The organism is Paeniglutamicibacter selenitireducens (assembly GCF_051550675.1).
Taxonomy (GTDB): domain Bacteria; phylum Actinomycetota; class Actinomycetes; order Actinomycetales; family Micrococcaceae; genus Paeniglutamicibacter.
Window position 1 is genome coordinate 202,905 of the sequence record NZ_JBPULF010000004.1, and the last position, 19,788, is coordinate 222,692.

Annotated in this window: 19 protein-coding genes; 7 read left to right on the plus strand and 12 right to left on the minus strand. The window is 68.3% G+C overall.

All coding sequences use genetic code 11. The features are described 5' to 3' along the window. The first annotated feature begins 30 nt into the window (after nt 1-30). A complete protein-coding gene (locus tag ACSYDW_RS09850) occupies nt 31-549 on the plus strand; it encodes a GNAT family N-acetyltransferase (protein WP_438338552.1) in 519 nt (172 codons plus the stop codon). 93 nt (nt 550-642) lie between these two features. Here the strand turns inward: ACSYDW_RS09850 and ACSYDW_RS09855 are convergent, their stop codons facing one another. Next, nucleotides 643-1,080 (minus strand): acetyltransferase, encoded by a 438-nt coding sequence (locus ACSYDW_RS09855; protein ID WP_438338553.1) that lies wholly within the window; start codon nt 1,078-1,080, stop codon nt 643-645. Nucleotides 1,081-1,334: 254 nt separating this feature from the next. On the opposite strand from ACSYDW_RS09855, the gene ACSYDW_RS09860 reads away from it, so the two are divergent. Continuing rightward, nucleotides 1,335-2,057, plus strand: a complete 723-nt coding sequence (locus ACSYDW_RS09860) for a GNAT family N-acetyltransferase (protein WP_438338554.1) — start codon at nt 1,335-1,337, stop codon at nt 2,055-2,057. Nucleotides 2,058-2,208: 151 nt separating this feature from the next. Here ACSYDW_RS09860 and purH read toward each other — a convergent pair whose 3' ends face one another. Together purH and ACSYDW_RS09870 are read right to left on the minus strand one after the other, a co-directional pair. Further along, nucleotides 2,209-3,879 carry a bifunctional phosphoribosylaminoimidazolecarboxamide formyltransferase/IMP cyclohydrolase gene (gene purH / locus ACSYDW_RS09865; RefSeq protein WP_438338555.1) on the minus strand — a complete coding sequence of 557 codons (1,671 nt, stop codon included), beginning with the start codon at nt 3,877-3,879 and terminating at the stop codon, nt 2,209-2,211. A 94-nt stretch (nt 3,880-3,973) separates the two neighbouring features. Then, nucleotides 3,974-4,513: a COG4315 family predicted lipoprotein gene (locus ACSYDW_RS09870; protein ID WP_438338556.1), complete on the minus strand. Its 540-nt coding sequence runs from the start codon at nt 4,511-4,513 to the stop codon at nt 3,974-3,976. Between the two features lie 232 nt (nt 4,514-4,745). On the opposite strand from ACSYDW_RS09870, the gene ACSYDW_RS09875 reads away from it, so the two are divergent. Beyond that, a complete protein-coding gene (locus ACSYDW_RS09875; RefSeq protein ID WP_438338661.1) occupies nt 4,746-5,249 on the plus strand; it encodes a sigma-70 family RNA polymerase sigma factor in 504 nt (167 codons plus the stop codon). Beyond that, nucleotides 5,246-5,965: a zf-HC2 domain-containing protein gene (locus tag ACSYDW_RS09880; RefSeq protein WP_438338557.1), complete on the plus strand. Its 720-nt coding sequence runs from the start codon at nt 5,246-5,248 to the stop codon at nt 5,963-5,965. Before ACSYDW_RS09875 ends, ACSYDW_RS09880 begins: the two co-directional genes overlap by 4 nt. 88 nt (nt 5,966-6,053) lie before the next feature. On the opposite strand, the gene ACSYDW_RS09885 is transcribed toward ACSYDW_RS09880, so the two are convergent. After that, on the minus strand, nt 6,054-6,728 hold the full coding sequence (locus ACSYDW_RS09885; RefSeq protein WP_438338558.1) for a DUF4303 domain-containing protein: 675 nt from the start codon (nt 6,726-6,728) through the stop codon (nt 6,054-6,056). Between the two features lie 302 nt (nt 6,729-7,030). Here ACSYDW_RS09885 and ACSYDW_RS09890 point away from each other — a divergent pair, with 302 nt between their 5' ends. Beyond that, entirely contained in the window at nt 7,031-8,380 is a 1,350-nt protein-coding gene (locus ACSYDW_RS09890; protein WP_438338559.1) for an MFS transporter, read from the plus strand. A 139-nt stretch (nt 8,381-8,519) separates the two neighbouring features. Here the strand turns inward: ACSYDW_RS09890 and ACSYDW_RS09895 are convergent, their stop codons facing one another. The 6 genes from ACSYDW_RS09895 to ACSYDW_RS09920 form a co-directional block, all read right to left on the minus strand. Beyond that, complete coding sequence (locus ACSYDW_RS09895; protein ID WP_438338560.1) at nt 8,520-10,109, minus strand: HNH endonuclease signature motif containing protein; 1,590 nt, start codon at nt 10,107-10,109, stop codon at nt 8,520-8,522. Between the two features lie 174 nt (nt 10,110-10,283). Further along, nucleotides 10,284-10,850 (minus strand): phosphoribosylglycinamide formyltransferase, encoded by a 567-nt coding sequence (gene purN, locus ACSYDW_RS09900; protein ID WP_438338561.1) that lies wholly within the window; start codon nt 10,848-10,850, stop codon nt 10,284-10,286. Between the two features lie 100 nt (nt 10,851-10,950). Further along, the gene (locus ACSYDW_RS09905; protein ID WP_438338562.1) at nt 10,951-12,768 is read right to left on the minus strand and encodes a dipeptide ABC transporter ATP-binding protein; all 1,818 of its coding nucleotides are present in this window, start codon (nt 12,766-12,768) and stop codon (nt 10,951-10,953) included. Next, nucleotides 12,765-13,727: an ABC transporter permease gene (locus ACSYDW_RS09910; protein ID WP_438338563.1), complete on the minus strand. Its 963-nt coding sequence runs from the start codon at nt 13,725-13,727 to the stop codon at nt 12,765-12,767. The genes ACSYDW_RS09905 and ACSYDW_RS09910 overlap by 4 nt, the downstream gene beginning before the upstream one ends. A gap of 19 nt (nt 13,728-13,746) precedes the next feature. After that, on the minus strand, nt 13,747-14,694 hold the full coding sequence (locus tag ACSYDW_RS09915; protein ID WP_438338564.1) for an ABC transporter permease: 948 nt from the start codon (nt 14,692-14,694) through the stop codon (nt 13,747-13,749). Nucleotides 14,695-14,763: 69 nt separating this feature from the next. Then, nucleotides 14,764-16,290: an ABC transporter substrate-binding protein gene (locus ACSYDW_RS09920; protein WP_438338565.1), complete on the minus strand. Its 1,527-nt coding sequence runs from the start codon at nt 16,288-16,290 to the stop codon at nt 14,764-14,766. Nucleotides 16,291-16,487: 197 nt separating this feature from the next. On the opposite strand from ACSYDW_RS09920, the gene ACSYDW_RS09925 reads away from it, so the two are divergent. Both ACSYDW_RS09925 and ACSYDW_RS09930 read left to right on the plus strand, forming a co-directional pair. Then, entirely contained in the window at nt 16,488-16,895 is a 408-nt protein-coding gene (locus ACSYDW_RS09925) for a hypothetical protein (protein ID WP_438338566.1), read from the plus strand. Beyond that, nucleotides 16,892-17,416: a DinB family protein gene (locus ACSYDW_RS09930; RefSeq protein WP_438338567.1), complete on the plus strand. Its 525-nt coding sequence runs from the start codon at nt 16,892-16,894 to the stop codon at nt 17,414-17,416. Before ACSYDW_RS09925 ends, ACSYDW_RS09930 begins: the two co-directional genes overlap by 4 nt. Before the next feature lie 51 nt (nt 17,417-17,467). Here the strand turns inward: ACSYDW_RS09930 and ACSYDW_RS09935 are convergent, their stop codons facing one another. After that, nucleotides 17,468-18,796 carry a cell division protein PerM gene (locus ACSYDW_RS09935; RefSeq protein WP_438338568.1) on the minus strand — a complete coding sequence of 443 codons (1,329 nt, stop codon included), beginning with the start codon at nt 18,794-18,796 and terminating at the stop codon, nt 17,468-17,470. A gap of 82 nt (nt 18,797-18,878) precedes the next feature. Further along, entirely contained in the window at nt 18,879-19,625 is a 747-nt protein-coding gene (locus ACSYDW_RS09940) for a TSUP family transporter (protein ID WP_438338569.1), read from the minus strand. Between the last annotated feature and the right edge of the window lie 163 nt (nt 19,626-19,788).

Genomic DNA, 19,788 nt, shown 5'->3' on the forward strand with positions numbered 1-19,788 from the left:
GGCCCCGGCCCGATGGGTAGGATCCCAGACATGCCCATCTCCCAACGGATCACCCTGCGCGCCCGTTCCGAAGAAGATTTTGAGGTGCTGTTCCGGATCGCCGGCGACTTGGACACGTGGGAGGAACGCAGCGCCGCAACCCCTTCACCGCTGGACCGGGACGCCTTCAAGGCCAGACTGGCGCAGACAGATGCCGACCCGGCCGGGAAAAACGTGCGTTTTGTGATCGAGGTGGACGGCGCCGCCGTTGGCAGCGTTTCGCTCTTCGATTTCGACGAGCTCGCCCGCCATGCGGAGGTCGGAATCGCTCTGGTCCCCGAAGCCCGGGGAAAGGGCATAGGCACCACGGCCATCTCGCAGATCGCCGAGTTCGCCTTCGTGCGCTGCAACCTGCGCCGCGTGCACTTGCAGGTGATCGCCTCTAACCTGGGAGCCATCCGTTCCTACGAAAAAGCGGGGTTCGTACTCGAGGGGCGCCTGCGCCAACACGCCTGGGTGCGTGGCGTGTACGAGGACATCGTGATGATGGGGATGCTCCGCAGCGAATAGGCACCCAGGCGGGTGCCGGCGCGATCAACTCACCGTCCATGGGTCCGAGGAATCGCCGCCTTCGACAGGCCACGCTCACGCTGCAGGTTTTCGCTAGTTGGCAAGCACCAAATGCAGGAGCGGGAATGGCCGACCCTGCCCGTCGGTTGCAGAGCGCCCGATCTCCGCGAAACCCCTTGCCGCATAAAAGGCACGACCGGTGGGGTTCTGCTCATTGACGTCGACGCGGAGAACGTCATGACCGGCAGCAACAGAAGCGAGTAACGCACTCCCAATTCCCCTGCCTTGGCGGGCCGCGTCAACGAACAACATCTCCACGGTGCCATCCTCAATCGCGATGAATCCGGCTGGCCCCTCCGCTGCTTCGGCAACGCGCAGATCAGTCATCTGCGGCAGGTACCTGGCCACGTCTTCCTCGATGGCATCGATATCCGCAGGGGTCAGGAATTTGTGGGTGGCTTCAACTGAGCGCCGCCAGATTTCCAGCAGCGCGGGATGGTCCTGCGTCGTGGCCTTACGTAGGGTCGTCATGCACTTCCTTGTCCCGATGTCGCTTGCAGATGCCACCGGGATGGAGCACCTACCAGAGTCCAACAGCGGCACCCATACTGGAGACCCTGTTGCCATCAGCCCCGGCACGGGGCATATTTGAACCCTACGACAACTGATTGACATATGCCAATGCGAGCAGGGGTGCTGGCGGAGCCGCCCGGAGGCTTCCATCCACGACCACCACCAACGGGCATACGCCGGTGTCACTGGCGATTGGAAGGACGAAGGAAATCATGACCGAATTTGCGAACCTCGTGTCGGAACACTGGGTGGCCCCCTTTGAATCGGGGGAACCCTTGCACGAAAGCGATACGTATCGGATTGCAGTCAACAACACCCTGAGCCACGGGAAACGGGTCCAGATCCTCTCCCGCCGGCACCGCACATGCGTGCTCGTCACGGAAACCGTCAGCCGGCTTCCGGGCATACGCGAATCGGAAAGCGAGGACGATCTCCGAAAATCCCTTGAAACCGCAGGCCTCAAGCTCAACGGTGCGGACTTCCTCTTCTTCCTGCCCGACGAGGCAAAGCAGCGTCTGGCGGCCGAAGCGGAACGTGACGGAGTCCGTCGGCTCACAGCGAACGACGCCGAGGCGTTCGCCGAATTTGAAGCCGCTGTCCCGGCCGCCGATCTCGACGGTGCGGCCGTCGAGATCGACCATTGGATGGCCTACGGGGCATTCCGGGGAGACGTCCTGGTGGCTGCGGGAAGCTCGTACCCGGTCGCGGACGATGTCGCGCTTGCCGATATCGGCGTGGTGACGCATCCGGGCTTCCGGCGGCAGGGGCATGCGCGAAGCATCGTCCTGGCGCTGGCACAGGCAGCCATTGAAGCGGGGCACGAACCCCAGTACCGCTGCCAGCTGGACAACCATGCTTCCCGTGACCTTGCGCGACGTTCCGGGTTCTCCGCACTCGGCACCTGGGACGTTCCGCTTCCGGACGAAGAACACTGACCCGTCCGGAGCCCCGACATCTCGGCCGTGCAGGAGGTGCAGGAGCGCCAGGAGGTGCACGCTGCGGAAGCACCGGGCGCCTCCTTAACGCACGACTGCCGCCGGCGCAGCCCCCGTCGGGGCGCACCGGCGGCAGCCGGGGATCCGCTTCCTAGTGGAAGAAGTGGCGCGCGCCCGTGAAGTACATGGTGATGCCCGCGGCGTTGGCCGCGGCAATGACCTCTTCGTCGCGGACCGAGCCGCCGGGCTGCACGACGGCGCGCACGCCGGCGTCGATCAGGATCTGCAGGCCGTCGGCGAACGGGAAGAATGCGTCCGATGCCGCCACGGCGCCGTGGGAGCGCTGCACCGAGACGGCGTCGCCGGTGCCGGAGGCTCCGCCCGCGGCGTCGACCTTGGATTCGACCTTCACGCCAAGGGTGTTGGCGCGCTCGACGGCGAGCTTGCAGGAGTCCACGCGGTTGACCTGGCCCATGCCGATGCCCACTGCGGCGCCGTTGTTGGCCAGCAGGATGGCGTTGGACTTCGCGGCACGCACCGCGGTCCAGGCGAAGGTGAGGTCCGCGAGGGTAGCCTCGTCGGCGGCCGCGCCGGCGGCCAAGGTCCAGTTCGCCGGGTCATCGCCCTCGGCGTCGACCTTGTCGCTCAGCTGCACCAGCACGCCGCCGGAGACCTGGCGGATCTCGGCCGGGTAGCGGCCGTAGCCCTCGGGCAGGGCCAGCAAGCGGATGTTCTTCTTCTTGGAGAGGATCTCTACGGCTTCGGGCTCGAAGTCCGGGGCGATGACGACCTCGGTGAAGATGTCCTTGACGGTTTCGGCCATGGCCGCGGTCACCGGGCGGTTTGCCGCGATGACGCCGCCGAAGGCGGACAGCGGGTCCGTGGCGTGGGCCTTGGCGTGGGCGTCGGCGATCGGGTCCACGGCGTCGGCCGAGGCCACTGCCACGCCGCACGGGTTGGCGTGCTTGATGACGGCGACGGCCGGCTGTTCGAAGTCGAAGGCGGCGCGCAACGCGGCATCGGCGTCGACGTAGTTGTTGTAGCTCATGGCCTTGCCGTGCAGCTGGTCGGCCTGGGCGATGCCGGCCGGGGCGGCCTTGTCAACGTACAGGGCTGCCTGCTGGTGCGGGTTCTCGCCGTAGCGCAGGACCTCGGAGCGCTCCAGCGCGAGGCCGGTGTATGCGGGCCAGTCGATGAGGCCGTCGCCGTCCTCGTCGAGGAACTGCGCGGCGGTCCAGGAGGCGACGGCGGTGTCGTAGGCCGCGGTGTGCGCGAAGGCCTTTGCGGCCAGGCGCTGACGGGTCTTCAGGTCGAAGCCGCCCTCCGCGGCGGCCTTGACGACGGCGCCGTAGGCTGCCGGATCAACGACGATGGAAACCGCTGCGTGGTTCTTGGCGGCCGAACGCACCATGGCCGGTCCGCCGATGTCGATCTGCTCCACGACGGCGTCGCCTTCGGCGCCGGAGCGCACGGTCTCCACGAACGGGTAGAGGTTCACGACGACCAGGTCGAAGGTCTCGATCTCCATCTCGGTCAGGGTCTGCATGTGCGCCGGGACGCGGCGGTCGGCAAGGATGCCGCCGTGGACTCGCGGGTGCAGGGTCTTGACGCGACCGTCAAGCATTTCCGGGGAACCGGTGACTTCCTCGACCTCGGACACCGGGATTCCGGCTGCCGCGATGCGCTTGGCGGTGGAGCCGGTGGACACCAGCTTGACACCGGCTGCGTGCAGGCCGGCCGCCAGTTCCTCCAGCCCGGTCTTGTCGTAAACAGAAATCAGGGCGCGACGAATCGGGACGCGATCAAGGACGGTCTGGCTCACAGGAGTCTCCCAGGGTGCGATATGAGGGGGTGCTCCCCCATTCTACCGGCTGGGAATGTGCGCCAGACCTCTCTCTTGATGTGCGTCACACGTGCTACTTGATCATCGATCCGTCCGGGGCGGCGAGGTACCAGACTTCCTTGACGTCCTGTCCGAGGATGTCACCGGGCTTGGTGTCCTGCGCGAAGTAGTAGAGCGGCATGCCGTTGAGCGTGAGCTGCAGCTGGCCGTCGGGGCTCTTGATCGTGCCGACCTTTCCGGTGACTCCCTCGACCTTCGGGGTTTCGCTGCTCGCCACGGCGATGGGCCAGGCATCCAGGCAGGCACCGGTGCAGGCGCTGACCTTCGTGTCTTTGGTGTCCTTCAGGAAGTAGTACAGGCTCATGCCCTTGCCGTCGACGACGATGGTTCCCTTCTCCGAGTCCCCGGTCATCAGGTCCGCGGTGGCGACGGCGGGCGACGAGGCTGCCATGCTCGAAGGGGCCGCGCTGGAAGACGCCGCGGCGGACGGAGCGGCGCTGGCCGAGGAGCTGCTGGTGGACGCCGTGTTCGAGGCGCATCCCGACAACAGCACTGCCGCTCCGATCATCAGTGCGGCGGATCCGGCGAAGGTCTTGCTGTGGTGCAGTTTCATGGTGGCACTTCCTATGCAGGGGGTCTCGAAAGCCCGGTTCTTCCCGTGGCAGGATGCCACCGGAAGCGGTTTGGGGCGGGCTTCCTGACTGGTAAGACGCAGCGGTTGCCCGTTCGGTTCAGAGAAATCCACAACTTTTTTGCGCATACTCGATACGTGGGTTGAACCGTTGGTCCTCGGCGTGCGTCTAAGTGGGTGAAGAATGTCCTCGAACCAAGATGATGGAGCCGATGTGCCGTTCGATGCACAAGTGGTATCTGAGATATACCGGGAGCATGGCCCCGCGCTGCGGCGCTACGTCATGAGGGTGTCTAACGACAAGGACACCGCCGAAGACGTCCTGCAGGAAACGGTACTCAAGGTCTGGCAAGCGGCGCCGCGCATCACAGGTTCGCTGCGCAGCTACTTGTTCGCGACCGCGCGCAATGTGCTCATCGACAGGAGCAGGCGGGCCTCGGTCAGGGTGGTCGCAGCTCCGCTGACCGAGTCGACGAAGATTCCACCAAGCCCTTCCGGGCGCATCGACGAGGTCCTGGACCGCGTCATGATGGAGGAAGCGCTGCTGCAGTTGTCGGATGAACACCGCGAGGTCGTTCTGCAACTGCATTACGCCGGGTCGACGGTCGCCCAGGCCGCCGCATTCCTGGGCATCCCCGAAGGGACTGTCAAGTCACGTGCCTACTACGCGGTGCGTGCCCTACGAAGCATTCTTGAAGAAATGGGGGTTGAGCGTTGAACGCATCAAATGAACCAGAGAACGACCATGTACTGCTCGGCGCCTACGTCCTAGGTGGGCTTTCCGAGAACGAGCGCCGGGAATTCGAAATGCATCTTGGGGGATGCGCCGAATGCCGGGAGGAGCTACATCGTGCTTCGGACCTTCCGGCCCTGCTGGGCACCTTGAAGCCGGCCGAGGCCACGGCGCTCTTACGGGCGAGTCCGCAAGCCGGCTCCGTGGGACAGGAACCGGCCGGCGGACCGGAGGATTCGGCCGAATGCGTCGATCTGCTGGATCGGATGGCAGCCAAGCGCCGCGCCGGGCGGATGCGGATGGGCGCGCTCGGGCTTGCCGCGGTGGCCGCCTCCCTTGTCGCAGGGGTGTTCCTGGCCCCGGTGATCCGCCCAGGTCCATCGCCGGATGTGAGCTACGCCGTAGCAACCGACGTCGGTCCGCAGGTACGGGTGGGCATGAACGCGAAGGCCTGGGGAACCGAGCTCGAGTTCAACGGGGCCGATCTTCCCACCAATGGCGTCTTGTCGCTGTGGGTCGTCGACCACGGTGGCACCGCCGACCGGGCGGGCTCGTGGCAGGCAACGGCCACCGGAAAGACGAAGCTCACCGGGGCCGTCCCCACACCGATGGGAAACATCGCGGCGGTCCAACTGCGCGACAACGATTCCAAGGTGCTGGCGGTGGTGACGCTGCCGGAGGGGCCGGCAGCGCAGGGCTGAGCAGGGTGCGCCGAGTTGGTCGGCACTGTGCCGCCGACGCCTAGGCGTTGTTGGCACGGTTGGAGCGGTGCGAAGGGAACGTGGATCCCTAGGGTTGGTGCGCCAACTCCGGGAAATGCTTGGCCAACTGGTCCTGGGTCAGGCAGCGACGCAGGATGCGGTCCGCGTGCTCCTCGTCCGAGAGGTAGGCGACAAGGTCCGCGTTGCGTCCGACGGCCAGGGCCTCGCGCAGCGAGTCGGTGACCCTGATCAGCATCTCGTAGTAGAGGCGGTTGGTTTCTTCCCATCCGTGGTGCTTGGCGACGCTGGTGAGCGCTTGGCTCCACAGGTCCGAGGCGGAGTCGTCGAAAAGCTCGATCGAGCACCAGAACCAGTCCGGCGGGTTCCACTTGGAGGAATAGAACCCTTGGTCGTCCACGGAGTCCATGGCCTCGAGTTCCTTCAGGACGTCGTCGATGTCTTCGTCCTCTTCGTCTTCCTCTTCGTCCTCATCGTCGTCGTACTCGCGGTCGGATCCGTCGTCGTCGGCATCCGCACGCTCCTCGAAGCCTTCGTCCTCGTCGTCGAAGTCGTCCTCAACGACGACGGCCTCGGCCTCTTCGGCCTTTTGCTTGCGGGCCAGGGCCTGGAGGGAATTGAGTGCGAGCACCGGGAGATCCAGGTGGTCGGTTTCATCGGCACTGACCCCGTCCAGGGCCACGGCGTAGAAAACCTCGTTCGGGTGACGGTCAATAATTTCTTCCGCCTGGCGAAGAGCCGACACCCGTATCGCCTCTTCGAGAGCGGTCCAATCTACTCCCATATCCAGACTCTACCCCCGAGTCGCCGACTCGGGAACAGTCCGGCGGCCAGCGGGATCCGCGGCCGTGGATGTGCCGGATCCGGCGAGGACAGGCCACGATTCGCGGCAAAAAGTCAAGTGCCATTCTGTGCTTTCCACCCCGCCAGCGTAGCCTTGTGTTCAGTGCTGACCGACCGATGTCGCCGGCACCCGTTGGCCGCGCCGGACCGCACACGCGCGAGGCCCTGTCGAAGCACCCGCCCACTCGTCCTTGAAGGCCCCGCATGAACAATTTCCGGAAGCTGCCCAGCGGCGAATCTGTCGTCCAAAACCTGCCCTGGAAATGGGGCGTCCAGGGGAAGATCTTCATCATCGGCGGGCTCGGCTTCATGTTCGACGCCTGGGACGTGACACTGAACGGCGCACTGATCCCCCTGGTCTCGGCAGAGTGGGGCCTTGACCGTCCCACGGCCGCATGGCTGGGCACCGCAAACCTGATAGGCATGGCGCTCGGCGCGTTCATGTGGGGCACCATCGCCGACAAGATCGGGCGCAAGAAGGCCTTCACGTGGACGCTGTTGATCTTCTCGCTCTTCACCGTGGCCGGTGCGTTGGCCCCGAACTTCGGCTGGTTCGTCGCCTGCCGCTTCCTGGCCGGTGTGGGGCTGGGCGGTTGCATCCCCGTTGACTACGCGCTGGTCGGAGAGTTCACGCCGGCCAAGCAGCGCGGCCGCGTGCTGACCGCGATGGACGGCTGGTGGCCCGTGGGCGCCGCGCTGTCCTTCTTCGTCTCCGGGTGGGTGCAGGCAACCACCGGCAACTGGCGCCTGATCCTGGCCGTGATGGTGCTGCCTGCCCTGCTGGTCTTCTGGATCCGCCGCGGCGTCCCCGAGTCGCCGCTCTACCTGGTGCGCCAGGGGCAGCGCGACGAGGCGGCGAAGGTCATCGACGACCTGGTCAAGCGCACCGGGGCACCGGAGCAGCAGTACACCCTGCCGGACCCCGAGGAAGCACCACGGCTTTCGGCGGGCTCGTGGTACGAACAGCTGGTGAAGATCTGGCGGTTCAGTCCCCGGATCACGCTTACGTCGTGGGCGCTGTTCCTGACCGTGCTGCTGGTCTACTACCTGGCCCTCACCTGGATGCCCTCGATCCTCGCCGACACCGGCATGGCACAGTCCACAGCGTTCTTCATGACCGCCGTGATGGCGCTGATGGGCCTGGTCGGCGTGGCGATCGCCGCCCTGCTGGTGGAGCGCACCGGACGCAAGTGGCTGCTGGGCGTCACCGGGCCGCTCTCGGCGATCGTGCTGGTCATGGTGGCCGTGACGCTGAATGCGCCAAGCATGGCGCTGGCCTGGCTGCTTGTCTTCGGCGTCGTCGTCCAGGTGGCCATCCCGGTGCTCTACGCCTACGTGTCCGAGCTGTACCCCACGGACCTGCGCGGATCCGGGTTCGGTTGGGCGTCCTCCTTCAGCCGGTTGGGGGCGGGGTTCGGGCCGCTGGTCTTCGCCTCGCTCTGGCCGATCGTGGGGCTGGCCAACCTCTTCCTTGCCGCCGGTGCCCTGGTGCTGGTCGCCGTGCTCATGATGGCGTTCTTTGCACCCGAAACCAAGGGTCGTGCGCTGCAGTAGGGCACGGCTGTAGTGCATGGCGCGCGCCGGACAGGGCGCCGTTGTCCCCGGGAATGCAGGGGGTGACGGCGCCCTTCGCGTCGGAGGTGGTTCAGGACAAGCGCGCCGCGGGACAAACAGGCCACGGGGCAACCACGCCTCAGGAGAGCAGTGGCTGGTAGGACAGCGCCCGGGCCCCGTGCCAGTAGGTGTTCCTGACGGGTTTCTGTTCCGGATCGAGGTGCCTGGGCAGGATGACGTGGGGCAGCCCCTCGTGGATGACGAGTTTCGCGTCGCCGGCGTCGAACATGCGGTGGTGCTTGGTGCAACCGGGGGCCAGGCCTTCGACACTCGTGGTGCCGCCGTCGGCCCAGGCATCGACGTGGCAGAACTCGCAGTGTTCGGGCGGGACGCTGCAGCCGGGGTAGATACAGCCGCCGTCGCGCGCGAGGACGGCGCGTTTCATGTAGTCCGGGGCGAAGCGCATGCTGCGGCCGACGTCGAGTATTTCGCTTCGCCCGCCCAGCACTATCGGGATGACGGCGTCCGTGCTGAGCCGTCGCCGGATCTCGCCGACGGGGATTTCCAGTCCGTGGGCGCTCCAGCCCTGCCCGCGGGCCAGCCCGAGCAGGGTTTCGAGGTGCACGTAGACCACCAATTGGGCGGTGGGCAGGCCCGTGGCGCCCTTGCCCGCCCCGGTCTTCGGGCTGCGCATGAGGTTCAGCAGCGTCTGCAGGTGGCGCTGCGGGGGTGTGAGGCCGTCGGTGCCGGGGTCCGTGGTGTTGAACATGCCCAGGGACTGCCAGTTCGGGCCGCTTGTCCCGCCGGTTGCCGCCTGCGCCATGGCCTCGCGGTTCCCGGCAAGCGTCCGGGGGTTGTCTGATTGGGCGAAGTGGGACAGGAACACCTCCGCGTCGGCATTCACCATGCACACGTTCATGTGGGTGAAGTGCCTGGTGCGCCGCGTGATGAACACACCGGTCCGGGCACGGACGTCCTCCGGGGTGGGGCTCGCCGCGGCGTCCTCCAGCCCGCTCTCCAGGGCGTCAAGCAGCCGCCGGGTGTTCCGGGCAGTGGGTTCCTTCACGGACTCTGCCAGCTGTTCCTCGATGCGGGTGAACAGCTCGGCGGGGGCGGGCTGCTTCTGGATGCCGGGGCGCAACGTCTCGAGCCGGCGGGCAGCGTCCACGGTGGGCCTGGTCCGGGCCGCCCCCGTGCGCAGTTGTGCGGCAAGGATCGGGTAGCGGGGAGGCCGGGGGTTGCCGAAGACATCGCTTCCGGGCAGCAGCACGAACCCTCCGTCGATCCGCGCCGTGGCGTCGTAGTGGGTGATGCCCAGGGTTTCCTGCAGGAACCCGGCGGTGTCCCGGAATGCCAGCCTGCCGGTGGGCACCGTGCGGGGATCGGCGGGCAGGGCGGTTTCCCCGCGCAGGAACGCCCCGGGTGCATCGCCGATGGCGCGCAGTTCGGCGAGCGCCTCGGCGGGCAGCTCGTGGACGAGGTTCAGCTGGGCCGTGTTCGCCGCCTGGAGTTGTGCGTATTCCAGGGCCCGGTGGGCGCCCTCCACCACGCAGGCGAACAGCGCGGCCCGGGTGGGCGAGTTGGTGGTGCGTGCGGCCACCGAGGTGCACAGGGTGCCGAGGAATTCCGCGGCGGCGACCAGCAGGCGCAGTTCATCCTCGGGTGGCACGGGGTGTGCCGCGTGGCCACGGTGCTCCGTGAGCGCTTGGATGAGGGTGCCGGTTTCCATGGACCGAGTGTGCGCCCCCGGCAGCGGGCTCCGGGTGCACCGTTGCCGGTGTGTGGGATCCAGGAGGAAACCACCCGTGTTGTGCGGGGAAGCCCTTCTCGGTGGGGCCGCGCGGCTGCCGGACGTGCTACAGGCCGGACGTGCTACAGGTGCCAGCCCGCCTGGGCGACCGGGCTAGTTGGCGGCCAGGTCCGCCAGCGTCGCGATGAGCAGCCGGCGCTCGACGACCTTGATGCGCTCGTGCAGGGTTTCCTCGGTGTCGTCGTCAAGGATGGCGACGGCCTCCTGGCGCAGGATGGGGCCGGTGTCCACCCCGGCGTCGGCGATGTGCACCGTGCAGCCGGTGACCTTCACGCCGTAGGCCATGGCGTCGCGCACGCCGTGGGCGCCGGGGAAGGAGGGCAGCAGCGCCGGGTGGGTGTTGATGTAGGTGCCGTCGAAGGCGTTGATGAACTCCTCGCCGACGATGCGCATGAAGCCCGAGGAGACGACGTAGTCCGGTGCGTAGGAGAGGCATTTCTCGGTCAGTGCGTGGTTCCACTCGCCGCGGTCGCCGTAGTCCTTGAAGTTCACCACGAAGGTTTCGATGCCGGCGGCGGCGGAACGGTCCACGCCGCCGGTGCCGTGCTTGTCCGCGCCTACCGCCGCGATCTCCACGTCCTGCAGCGACCCGTCGGCGACGGCGTCGATGACTGCCTGGAGGTTGGATCCGGTACCTGATACGAGGGCTACGATGCGCATGGATCCAGTTTAGTTCGTCGCCCGGCACGAACCGGCAACCGTGTCGCGCACGGCAGCTGTGGCCTCCGGGTAGTGGCCGCGGGGCGCGGATCGCCCTGCCTCACGGCGTGGCGATCCGCCCCCGCAGGCTCAGCGAGCTGGCGATCAGTTCCCGGGTGTAGGGATGCTGCGGGTTGCCGTAGATGTCCTCGGTCCTGCCGGACTCCACGATTTCCCCGTCCTTCATCACCAGCACGCTGTCGCACAGGTGGCGCACCACCGCGAGATCGTGGGAGACGAAGACCAGCGTCAGCGCGTAGTCGTCGACAAGATCCGCCAGCAGGTTCAGCACCTGGGCGCGCACCGAGACATCCAGGGCCGAAACCGGTTCGTCGGCCACCAGCACGCGGGGCTTGCAGACCAGGGCGCGCGCGATGGAGATGCGCTGGCGCTGGCCGCCGGAGAACTGGTGGGGGTAGCGGTCGGCGGCCTCCGGGTCCAACCCGACGGCCTCCAGCAGCCCGGCGACCTTCGCCGCGCGCTGGCGCGCATCGAGCGCCTGCCCGGGCACCAGCAGCGGTTCGGCGACGATGTCGCGCACCCGCATGCGCGGGTCCAGCGAACCCATCGGGTCCTGGAAGACGACCTGCAGTTGCCGGCGCAACCCCGCCAGCTGGCGCTCCGTGGCGCCCGCGACCGTGGTCCCGGCCACCGTCGCGGAACCGCTGGTGGGTTGGTCGAGGCCGGCCAGGATGCGCAGCAGCGTGGATTTGCCCGAACCGGACTCCCCCACGATGCCCAGGCGCTCGCCGGCCGCGACGGTGAAGGACACGTCCCTCAGGGCGCGGACTTCCGGCCGCGGGCCGAAAAGCGTGGTGCGGGAACGGTGGTAGGTCCGGTTCAACCCGGCAACGCTGATCAGCGGGGGTGCCGCCGGAACCCGGGCTGGGGTATCCGGTACCGGGGATCCGGGCAAGCCCGTGCCCTGCCCGCGGGTCTCCGCAGGGCCTGCTTCCGGAACAACGCCCGGTTCGAGCAGGTCCCCCGGTGCCGGCGGTACGTACCCGGCAGCGGTGGCCACGGTGAACAGCCGGCCGCGCACGTCGGTCGCCTCCAGGTCGCTGGCGGCCAGCAGGGCGCGCGTGTAGGGATGCTCCGGGGCGGAGAAGACCCGGTCCAGCTCCCCCGACTCGACGATCCGCCCCCGGTTGAGCACCAGCACGCGCGTGCACATGCTCGCCACGACGGCCAGGTCGTGGGTGATGAATAGCAGCCCGGTGCCGCGCTCGCGCACCTGCTCGGACACCAGCCCCAGCACCTGGCGCTGCACCGTGACATCCAGCGCGGTGGTCGGCTCGTCGGCCAGCAGCAGCTGCGGGTTGTTGGCCAGCGCCATGGCCACCATGACGCGCTGGCGCTGCCCGCCGGAGAGCTGGTGCGGGTAGGCGCGTGCCGCAACCGCCGGATCCGGGATCTTCACCGAGGCCAGCAGTTCGACGGCGCGCCGGGCCGACGCCTGGCGGTTGGGCACGGTGCGGTGCTGCGTCATCACCTCGGCGACCTGGGCCCCGACCCGCATCAACGGGTTCAGGGCCGTGAGCGGCTCCTGGAACACCATGGAGATCTCGTCCCCGCGCAGCGGGCGCATGGCCTGCTCCGGCGCGGTGAGCAGGTTGGCGTCGACCCCGCGCAGCCGCGCCTCCCCGGAGACATCGAGCTCGCCGGGCAGCAGGCCCAGCAGGGCGGTTGCGGTCAGCGACTTCCCGGAGCCGGACTCGCCGATCAGCCCGATGCGCTCGCCGGCGGCCATGGCGAAGCCCACGTTGCGCACCAGCGCCGTGGCGCCCGAACGGATGGTCAGGCCCTTGACCTCCAGCAGCGTCGCATCCGGCGTCGTTCCCTGCCTCGGGTCCGGCGTGGTTCCCTGTGCCCCGCTCATGCCTTGCCCCTTCCGAGTTTGGGATCGAAATGGTCGCGCAGCCCGTCGCCCAGCAGGTTGAATCCCAGCACGGCGACGGCGATGGCGGCCCCCGGCCAGAGTGCCATGGCCGGGAAGGTGCCCCAGTACTGCTGGGAATCCTGCAGCATGCGCCCCCAGGACGGCACCGGGGGCGGGGTGCCAAGGCCCAGGAAGGACAGTGCCGCCTCGGCCAGCACCGCCAGCGCGAAGGTCACCGAGCACTGGATGACCAGCATCCCGGCGAGGTTGGGCAGCACGTGGCGCCGGGCGATGCGCAGCGGGCGCTGCGAGGCGGCGCGGGCCGCCAGCACGTACTCGGCGTTCATCACCTGCAGCGTTCCCGCGCGGGCCACGCGGGCGAACCCGGGCACGGAGGCCAGCCCGATGGCGGCCATGGCGCTCACGGTCGAGGCGCCGTAGATGGCGGCGAACATGATGGCCAGCAGCAGGGCGGGGAACGCCAGCAGGATGTCGGCGCCGCGCATGGTGATTTCCTCCACGGCGCCGCGCTTCATGCCGGCCCAGATGCCCAGCGGGGTGCCGATGAGCACCGCGATGCCCACCGAGACGACGCCGACCAGCAGCGTGATGCGGGCCCCGGCCAGGATGCGGGAGAACATGTCGCGGCCCAGGTTGTCGGTGCCCAGCCAGTGTGCGGCACTGGGCAGCTGCAGCCTGGCGGGCGGGTCGATCCGCACCGGGTCGTAGGGGGTCCAGAAGAAGGAAAGCACGGCGGTGCACAGCACCAGGCCCACCAGCACGCCGCCGACCAGCAGTGAGGCGTTCGGGCGCACGCCCCGGTTCCGGCGCCGCGTACGGCTTTCATTCCGGCGCCGGTCCCGGCGCAGTACGGGTTCGTCGGGTGCGGTTTCGGCGGGTGCGGTTTCGGCGGGCACGGGTTCTGGTGCGCTGCGCCGCGGCACGGGGTTTTCGCCCATCGTCTGTTGCTTCCCTCGTCTAGTCGGCGGCGCGGATGCGCGGGTCAAGGACGGTGTACAGCACGTCAACCACCAGGTTCACGGCCAGTGTGATGGTCACGAGCACCATGACCACGGACTGGACGGTGAGCAGGTCGCGGTTGCCCACCGCGGTGAGCAGCATCGAGCCCAGGCCCGGGATCACGAAGACGCGCTCGATCACGACGGCCCCGATGATCAGTGCGGCGAACTGGACCGATGTCACGGTCAGCACCGGGATCGCGGCGTTGCGCATCCCGTGCTTGAGCAGCGCCCGCGCGGGGGAAAGCCCCTTGGCGCGGGCCGTGCGCAGGTAGTCCTCGTGCATTGTCTCCAGCACTGCCGAGCGCACGTAGCGGGTCAGGATCGCGGACTGCACGCCGGCCAGGGCCGCCACCGGCAGGATGATGCGCCGCAGGAAGTCGCCGAAGTCCTCCCCGGGCGGCGTCCACCCGTTGGCCGGCAGCCAGCCCAGGCGCAGCGACACGATGGAGACCAGCAGGATGCCCAGCAGGAACCCCGGGATCGCGATGCCCAGCTGGCTGAGGCCGGAGACCAGCGCGCCGCTGGGCTTGCCCTGGCGCACCGCGGCGAGAATTCCCAGCGGGACGGCGATGGCCAGTGCGAGCGCCATCGCCAGGGTGACAAGGATCAGCGAAACCTGCACCTTGTCGGCCACCAGCGGGGAGATGTCGGTGCGCGTCACGTAGGACACGCCGAAGTCCCCGCGCAGCAGGCCGGAGAACCAGTCCCAGTACTGCTCGGGCAGCGGCCTGTCGGTGCCGAACTCCCTCGACAGCCGGGCGACAAGTTCCGGTGTCGCGTTCTCCCCCGCCGCGATGGCCGCCGGGTCCCCGGGCAGCACACGCATGATGCCGAACACGGCCAGCGTGGCGGCCAGGAAGGTCGCGACGAAGCGTGCGAGGTTCTTGGCGATGCGGATCAGCACGGACGGCGCCCGTCGGGGTTCACCCGGTGGCAAGCCGACGCGGGGGCCGGCGTTCGGTGGCCCGGCACCCTAGGACCAGGCAATGGTCGAGAGCGTCAGCGCCTCGCTGACCGAGTTGGCGCCGATGCCGCTGAGCCCGGACTTCGCCACGGAGATGTTCGGGAAGATGAACAGCGTGTCGGAGGCGGCGTCCTCGACGATCGTGCGGACGACGTTCTTCATGCCGGCCACGTAGTTGGCCTCGTCGGACTCGTCGGCAAGCGCCGCCTCGTCCTTGATCTTCGCGTTGTCGTACCCGATGTAGTAGTCGGGGTTGTTGAACATGGTCAGCACGTCGCGGGCCTCCACGGCCAGCACCACCGACATCTGGTAGTCGTGCCGGTTGAAGACCTGGTCCAGCCAGACCGCGGGGAACTCGGCGCCCTGGATCTTCACGTCGAAGCCGACGTCCCTGAGCTGGGAGAAGACGACCTCGGCCACGGCGTTGGCGTAGGGGCGGGTCGGGACGGTGAAGGTGACCTTCGGGCTCTCGACTCCGGCTTCCCTGAGCAGCTCGCGGGCCTTGGCCGGGTCGTGCGGGTAGAGCTCGTTGAGGTCCTCGTAGTACGGGTCCGTCGGCGGGACGGGGCCGCCCACCAAGGTGCCCAGGCCGTTCCAGGCGGTGTCGCGCACCTCCTGGCGGTCGACGGCGTACATGACGGCCTGGCGCACGCGCTTGTCGTCGAACGGGGCCACCTTGTTGTTCATGGAGAGCACGATCTCGCCGTTGGACGTGCCCTCGATGACCTGGTACTCCGGCTTGGACTCGAAGCCTGCGACCAGCTCCGGGGCCTGCATGTTGTAGACAAGGTCCACGTCGCCGCTGCCCAGCGCGTTGGTGGTGGCGATGGCGTCGGCGAAGTAGCGCAGCGTCACGTTCTTGGTGCCCGGCGCCGGGCCCCAGTAGTCCTCGCGGCCGGCGAGCTTGATGGAATCTCCGCGCGCCCAGGATTCCAGTGCGTACGGGCCGGTGCCGACGGGCTTGTTGGCCAGGTCCGCGACGCCCGAGGGGTCGAACATGGCGCCGACAAGCGTGGCCATGGAGTACAGCCAGGCCTGCGACGGGCGCTTGAGGTTGACCGTGACGGTGTCCGGGGAAACCACCTGCACGTTGTCCACGACGTCCATCTTGGATTTGAGCCCGTTGAGCCAGGCATCGGACTTGACGCGTTCGATGGAGAACTTCACGTCCTCCGCGTCGAAGTCGGCGCCGTTGGAGAATTTCACGCCCTGCTGCAGGGTGAAGGTGTAGGACTTGTTGTCGGCGCCGGTGACCCAGCTCGTGGCCAGCAGCGGCTTGATGGCGCCGGTCTGGTCGAGCGTGACAAGTCCCTCGTAGACGTTGGACATCATGGCCTGCGGGATCGCGGCCCCGGCCGTGGTGGTGAAGTCGAGGTTGACCGGCTCCCCGGTAAGCGCCACGGTGAGCGAGTCCTTGGTGTTTGCCGCACCCGGCGTCCCCGTGGATCCCGCCGTGCAACCTGTCAGGGCAAGCACCGCGCTGGCCAGGAGTGCGCCAAGCATCCCGGCACGGCGGCGTGTTGTTGAACGTTGCATGGGAGAGAGTCCTTCGTTTGTCTTGCATGGTCCCGGGCGGGGCTGTCCACCCCGCCGGAATCGGGGATCCGGGGCGCGCCTGCGCTGCCCCGACAGGCGCATTGTTCCAACGCCACAACAGACCATTATGGTATGGCCGCGCGGCACGTGCCGCCACATCCGTCGAAGCACCCCGGGTTCGGGGCTAGTCTGGATCCATGGCCGTCAGACCGCGTTCCCCCGCTGCGGACCCCGCACGCCCGCTGCTTGCGTGGGTGCGGGCATCGATCCTGCTCATGGCCGTCGCCTACGCCGCGTCCGTCGCCCCGCTGCCGTGGCGCCTGGCCGGGCTGCCCTTCGCGCTTGCGGGCCTCGTCGTCGGATTCACCACCTGCCTCAAGGCCTTCGCGAACCCCGGTGCCGGGTTCCTGAAGCTTGCGGCGCCGATCGCCACGCTGGCCTGCCTCCTGGTGGCCACTGGATTGGGGGCCCAGGCCCTGTTCTACGGCCAGAGCCTCGAGTACCAGCGCTGCATGAAGGACGCGCTGACCCTGGGCTCCCAGCAGCAATGCCTCACCAACCTGCAGGAGAACCTGCTACCCGCAACCCCCCGGAAGGAACCATGAGCGAGCAACCGATCCCCGAAACCAAGGACTGGACCTGGGTGTTGGAGTCCGCGTGCGGCGAATGCGGCCAGGACGTCCGGGGCCTTGACCCGCAAACGATCGCCGGACTGGTGCGTGGTGGCGTCCCGCGCTTCGCCGCTGCCCTGTCCTTGCCCGGTGCCGGAACCCGGCCGGCCCCGCAGGTGTGGAGCCCACTGGAATACTGCGCCCACGTTGCGGACATGTACGAGGTGATGGACCGGCGGATGGGGCTCATCCTCGGGCAGGACGAACCGACGTTCGCGAACTGGGACCAGGACGAGGCAGCGGTACGGCTCGGCTACGCGGCGCAGTCCCCGCGGGCCGTGGCCGAACGGCTGCAGGCGACGGCCGAGGCGTTCGCCGCCACGCTGGAGGGTGTGGGCCCGGAGCAGCTCGGGCGCCGGGGCCTGCGTTCCAACGGGTCGGTCTTCACTGCCGCCACGCTGGCCCGCTACGCCTGGCACGATGCCGTGCACCACCTGCACGACCTCGGGGTGTAGCGGGAGGGATGGCGCGGCGGGGCGTTGCGGGGAACCCGGCGGCGCCCCCGGCTAGACGCCAAGGACCGGGTCGTGCTCCAGCAACGGGGAGACCAGGTAGCCGATGGCCGTGCCGATGGCGACCTCGGCCGCCAGGAACAGCGCGGTCAGCAGGATGTTCGGGCCGATCTCCGTGAACCGGCCGATGCCCAGCGAGCCGCTGGCCAGCCAGCTGCCGGCCAGCGACAGGATCCCCGCGGTGGCCCCCACGGCGATGCCCAGCACCACGGTGGACAGGCCCAGGGACACCCACCGCGAGCGGACGCGAAGCGAGATCCAGTCGTCGAAGTGGTTCTCCCCCACGCGCAGGAAGTACCAGCCGGCCATGAACCCGGCGAGCACCGGCAGCAGCATGAACACCCAGGCGTAGGTCAGGTCGCCGGAGGGCAGCGCAGCCAGCAGCGGGACCGCGGGCAGCGGACCGACAGTGGTTTCCAGCGGGGAGATGGTGCTTCCCACTCCGAAGGTGAACCCGCCGCCGGTGAGCCAGGCCAGCGTCCAGAGCACCAGGTTGGGCATGACCCCGAGCTGGCCGAGGGTCAGCACCGCGGAGCCGATGGGCCCGGGGCGCAGCTGCTGGTAGACGTTGGAGATGTCGACCCAGTGCAGGCCGAGGTTCACTGTCAGCAGCAGCGCGGCAAGCCCGAACGTCATCATGTAGGCAAGGGTTCCGCCGCAGACCACGGCCCACAGGTAGGAACCGGCCCAGCGCGAGTGCTGGGAGGTCTTGGAGATCCAGGCCGCGGCATCGAAGCCGATCAGCCTGCCCCAGGAACCCGCCTCGCGGCGGGCGCCGATGATCACGCCGGCCCCGGCGGAGACCAGCGGAATGGTGGAGGCCATCAGCAGCGTGGTCCGGGCCTCGTCGTTGTTGACGAGGAAGCCGGTGAAGAGGCCGCAGAGCAGGTAGACGCCCAGGGCGCCGAGGATGCCCTGCCACAGCTGGTCGGTGTAGGAGGCGCGGGCGATGCGCCGTCCGGCCCGCCAGCAGAGGAAGAACGGGATCAGCGTGAGTCCCAGCGGGACGAGGTTCAGCACCGCGGGGGCGTGCGAGGGGTCGGCGCCCGTTCCCACCTGCAGCAATTGCAGGGGAACGCCGTGGATGAGCAGCCACATCTGCCCGCTCATTTTCAGCACCGACTCGATGCTGCGGTCCGCGAAGCCGCCGCTGAACCAGACGGCCATCCACGGGATGACCACGAGGAATGCGGAGAAGAGGGCCGCCTGCAGGAGCTCGAAGGCGCCCTGGAGGAACAGCGGCATGGGCCAGCCGGCAGTCAGCCGCTCGCGCGCCGCGTTCAACGCCGCTGCGGCCGGCGGCTTTTTCTTCTTCTCGTTCATTGGTTCAATCGTGCCACCGATGCGCCCGCAGGCGGTTCACCGACTCGCACCCGGCAGGGCGCTTTGCCCGCCCCTTCCCGCCTCAGAGGGCGCGCAGCCCGCTCACCAGCGCCGTCACGGCCCCGACGAAGGCGCAGCACAGGACGAAGAACCGGGCGTGCTTGTCGCTGACCACGCGCTGGACCCGTTCCCCAATCAGCACCCCGCCCCAGATGAAGACCGCAACGCCGATCCAGGCCCAGGTGGGAAGCAGCGGCAGCTGGTCCGGCACGGTGAGGAACTTCATGCCGATGGTGACAAGCCCCGTCACCACGAAGAAGGGCTGCAGGGTCGCCGCGAAGGGGCGTTGCGGCCACCGGGCCAGCACCGCATAGGCGCTGACGGCGGGCCCGCCGACGCCCGCCAGCGAGTTCGTCAGGCCGGAAAGGAACCCGGCGCCGGCCTTGGGCACCTGGCCGGACACCGTGACGTCGGCGCGGACCAGGACCAGCGAGAGCAGCAGCGCCGCCAGCACCACGGACCCGACGATGATCGACAACGGCGCCTGCGGCAGGCCGCCGGCCAACACCGCCCCTGCCACCGAACCGAAAACGCTGAATCCGGTGAGCCACCGGAACATCGACCAGTCGATGTCCTTCCAGACCCGCGGGACGATGATCGCGGAGGACACCACGCCGCAGATGTTGACAAGGAATACGCCCTGGTGGGCACCGAGGGCAAGCACCAGGAACGGCGAGACGAGCATCGCGAACCCCAGTCCCGCAACGCGCTGGGCGACGGCACCGATGGCAACCATGCCGAGCACCAGAAAAATAAGCGAGAGATCCATTCAAGCGAGCCTATGCTGTTTCGCCGGGCCACCACGGATCCGGTGAGGCACGCCACAGCGCGGCAGACGGGTGCCCGCTGGTCCCAAAGCGGGGACCAGGTGGCTTCACCACCCAGCGCCGGCTCCGGCCCGTGGATCCGGCCGGCGGGAACACCAAGGCGGG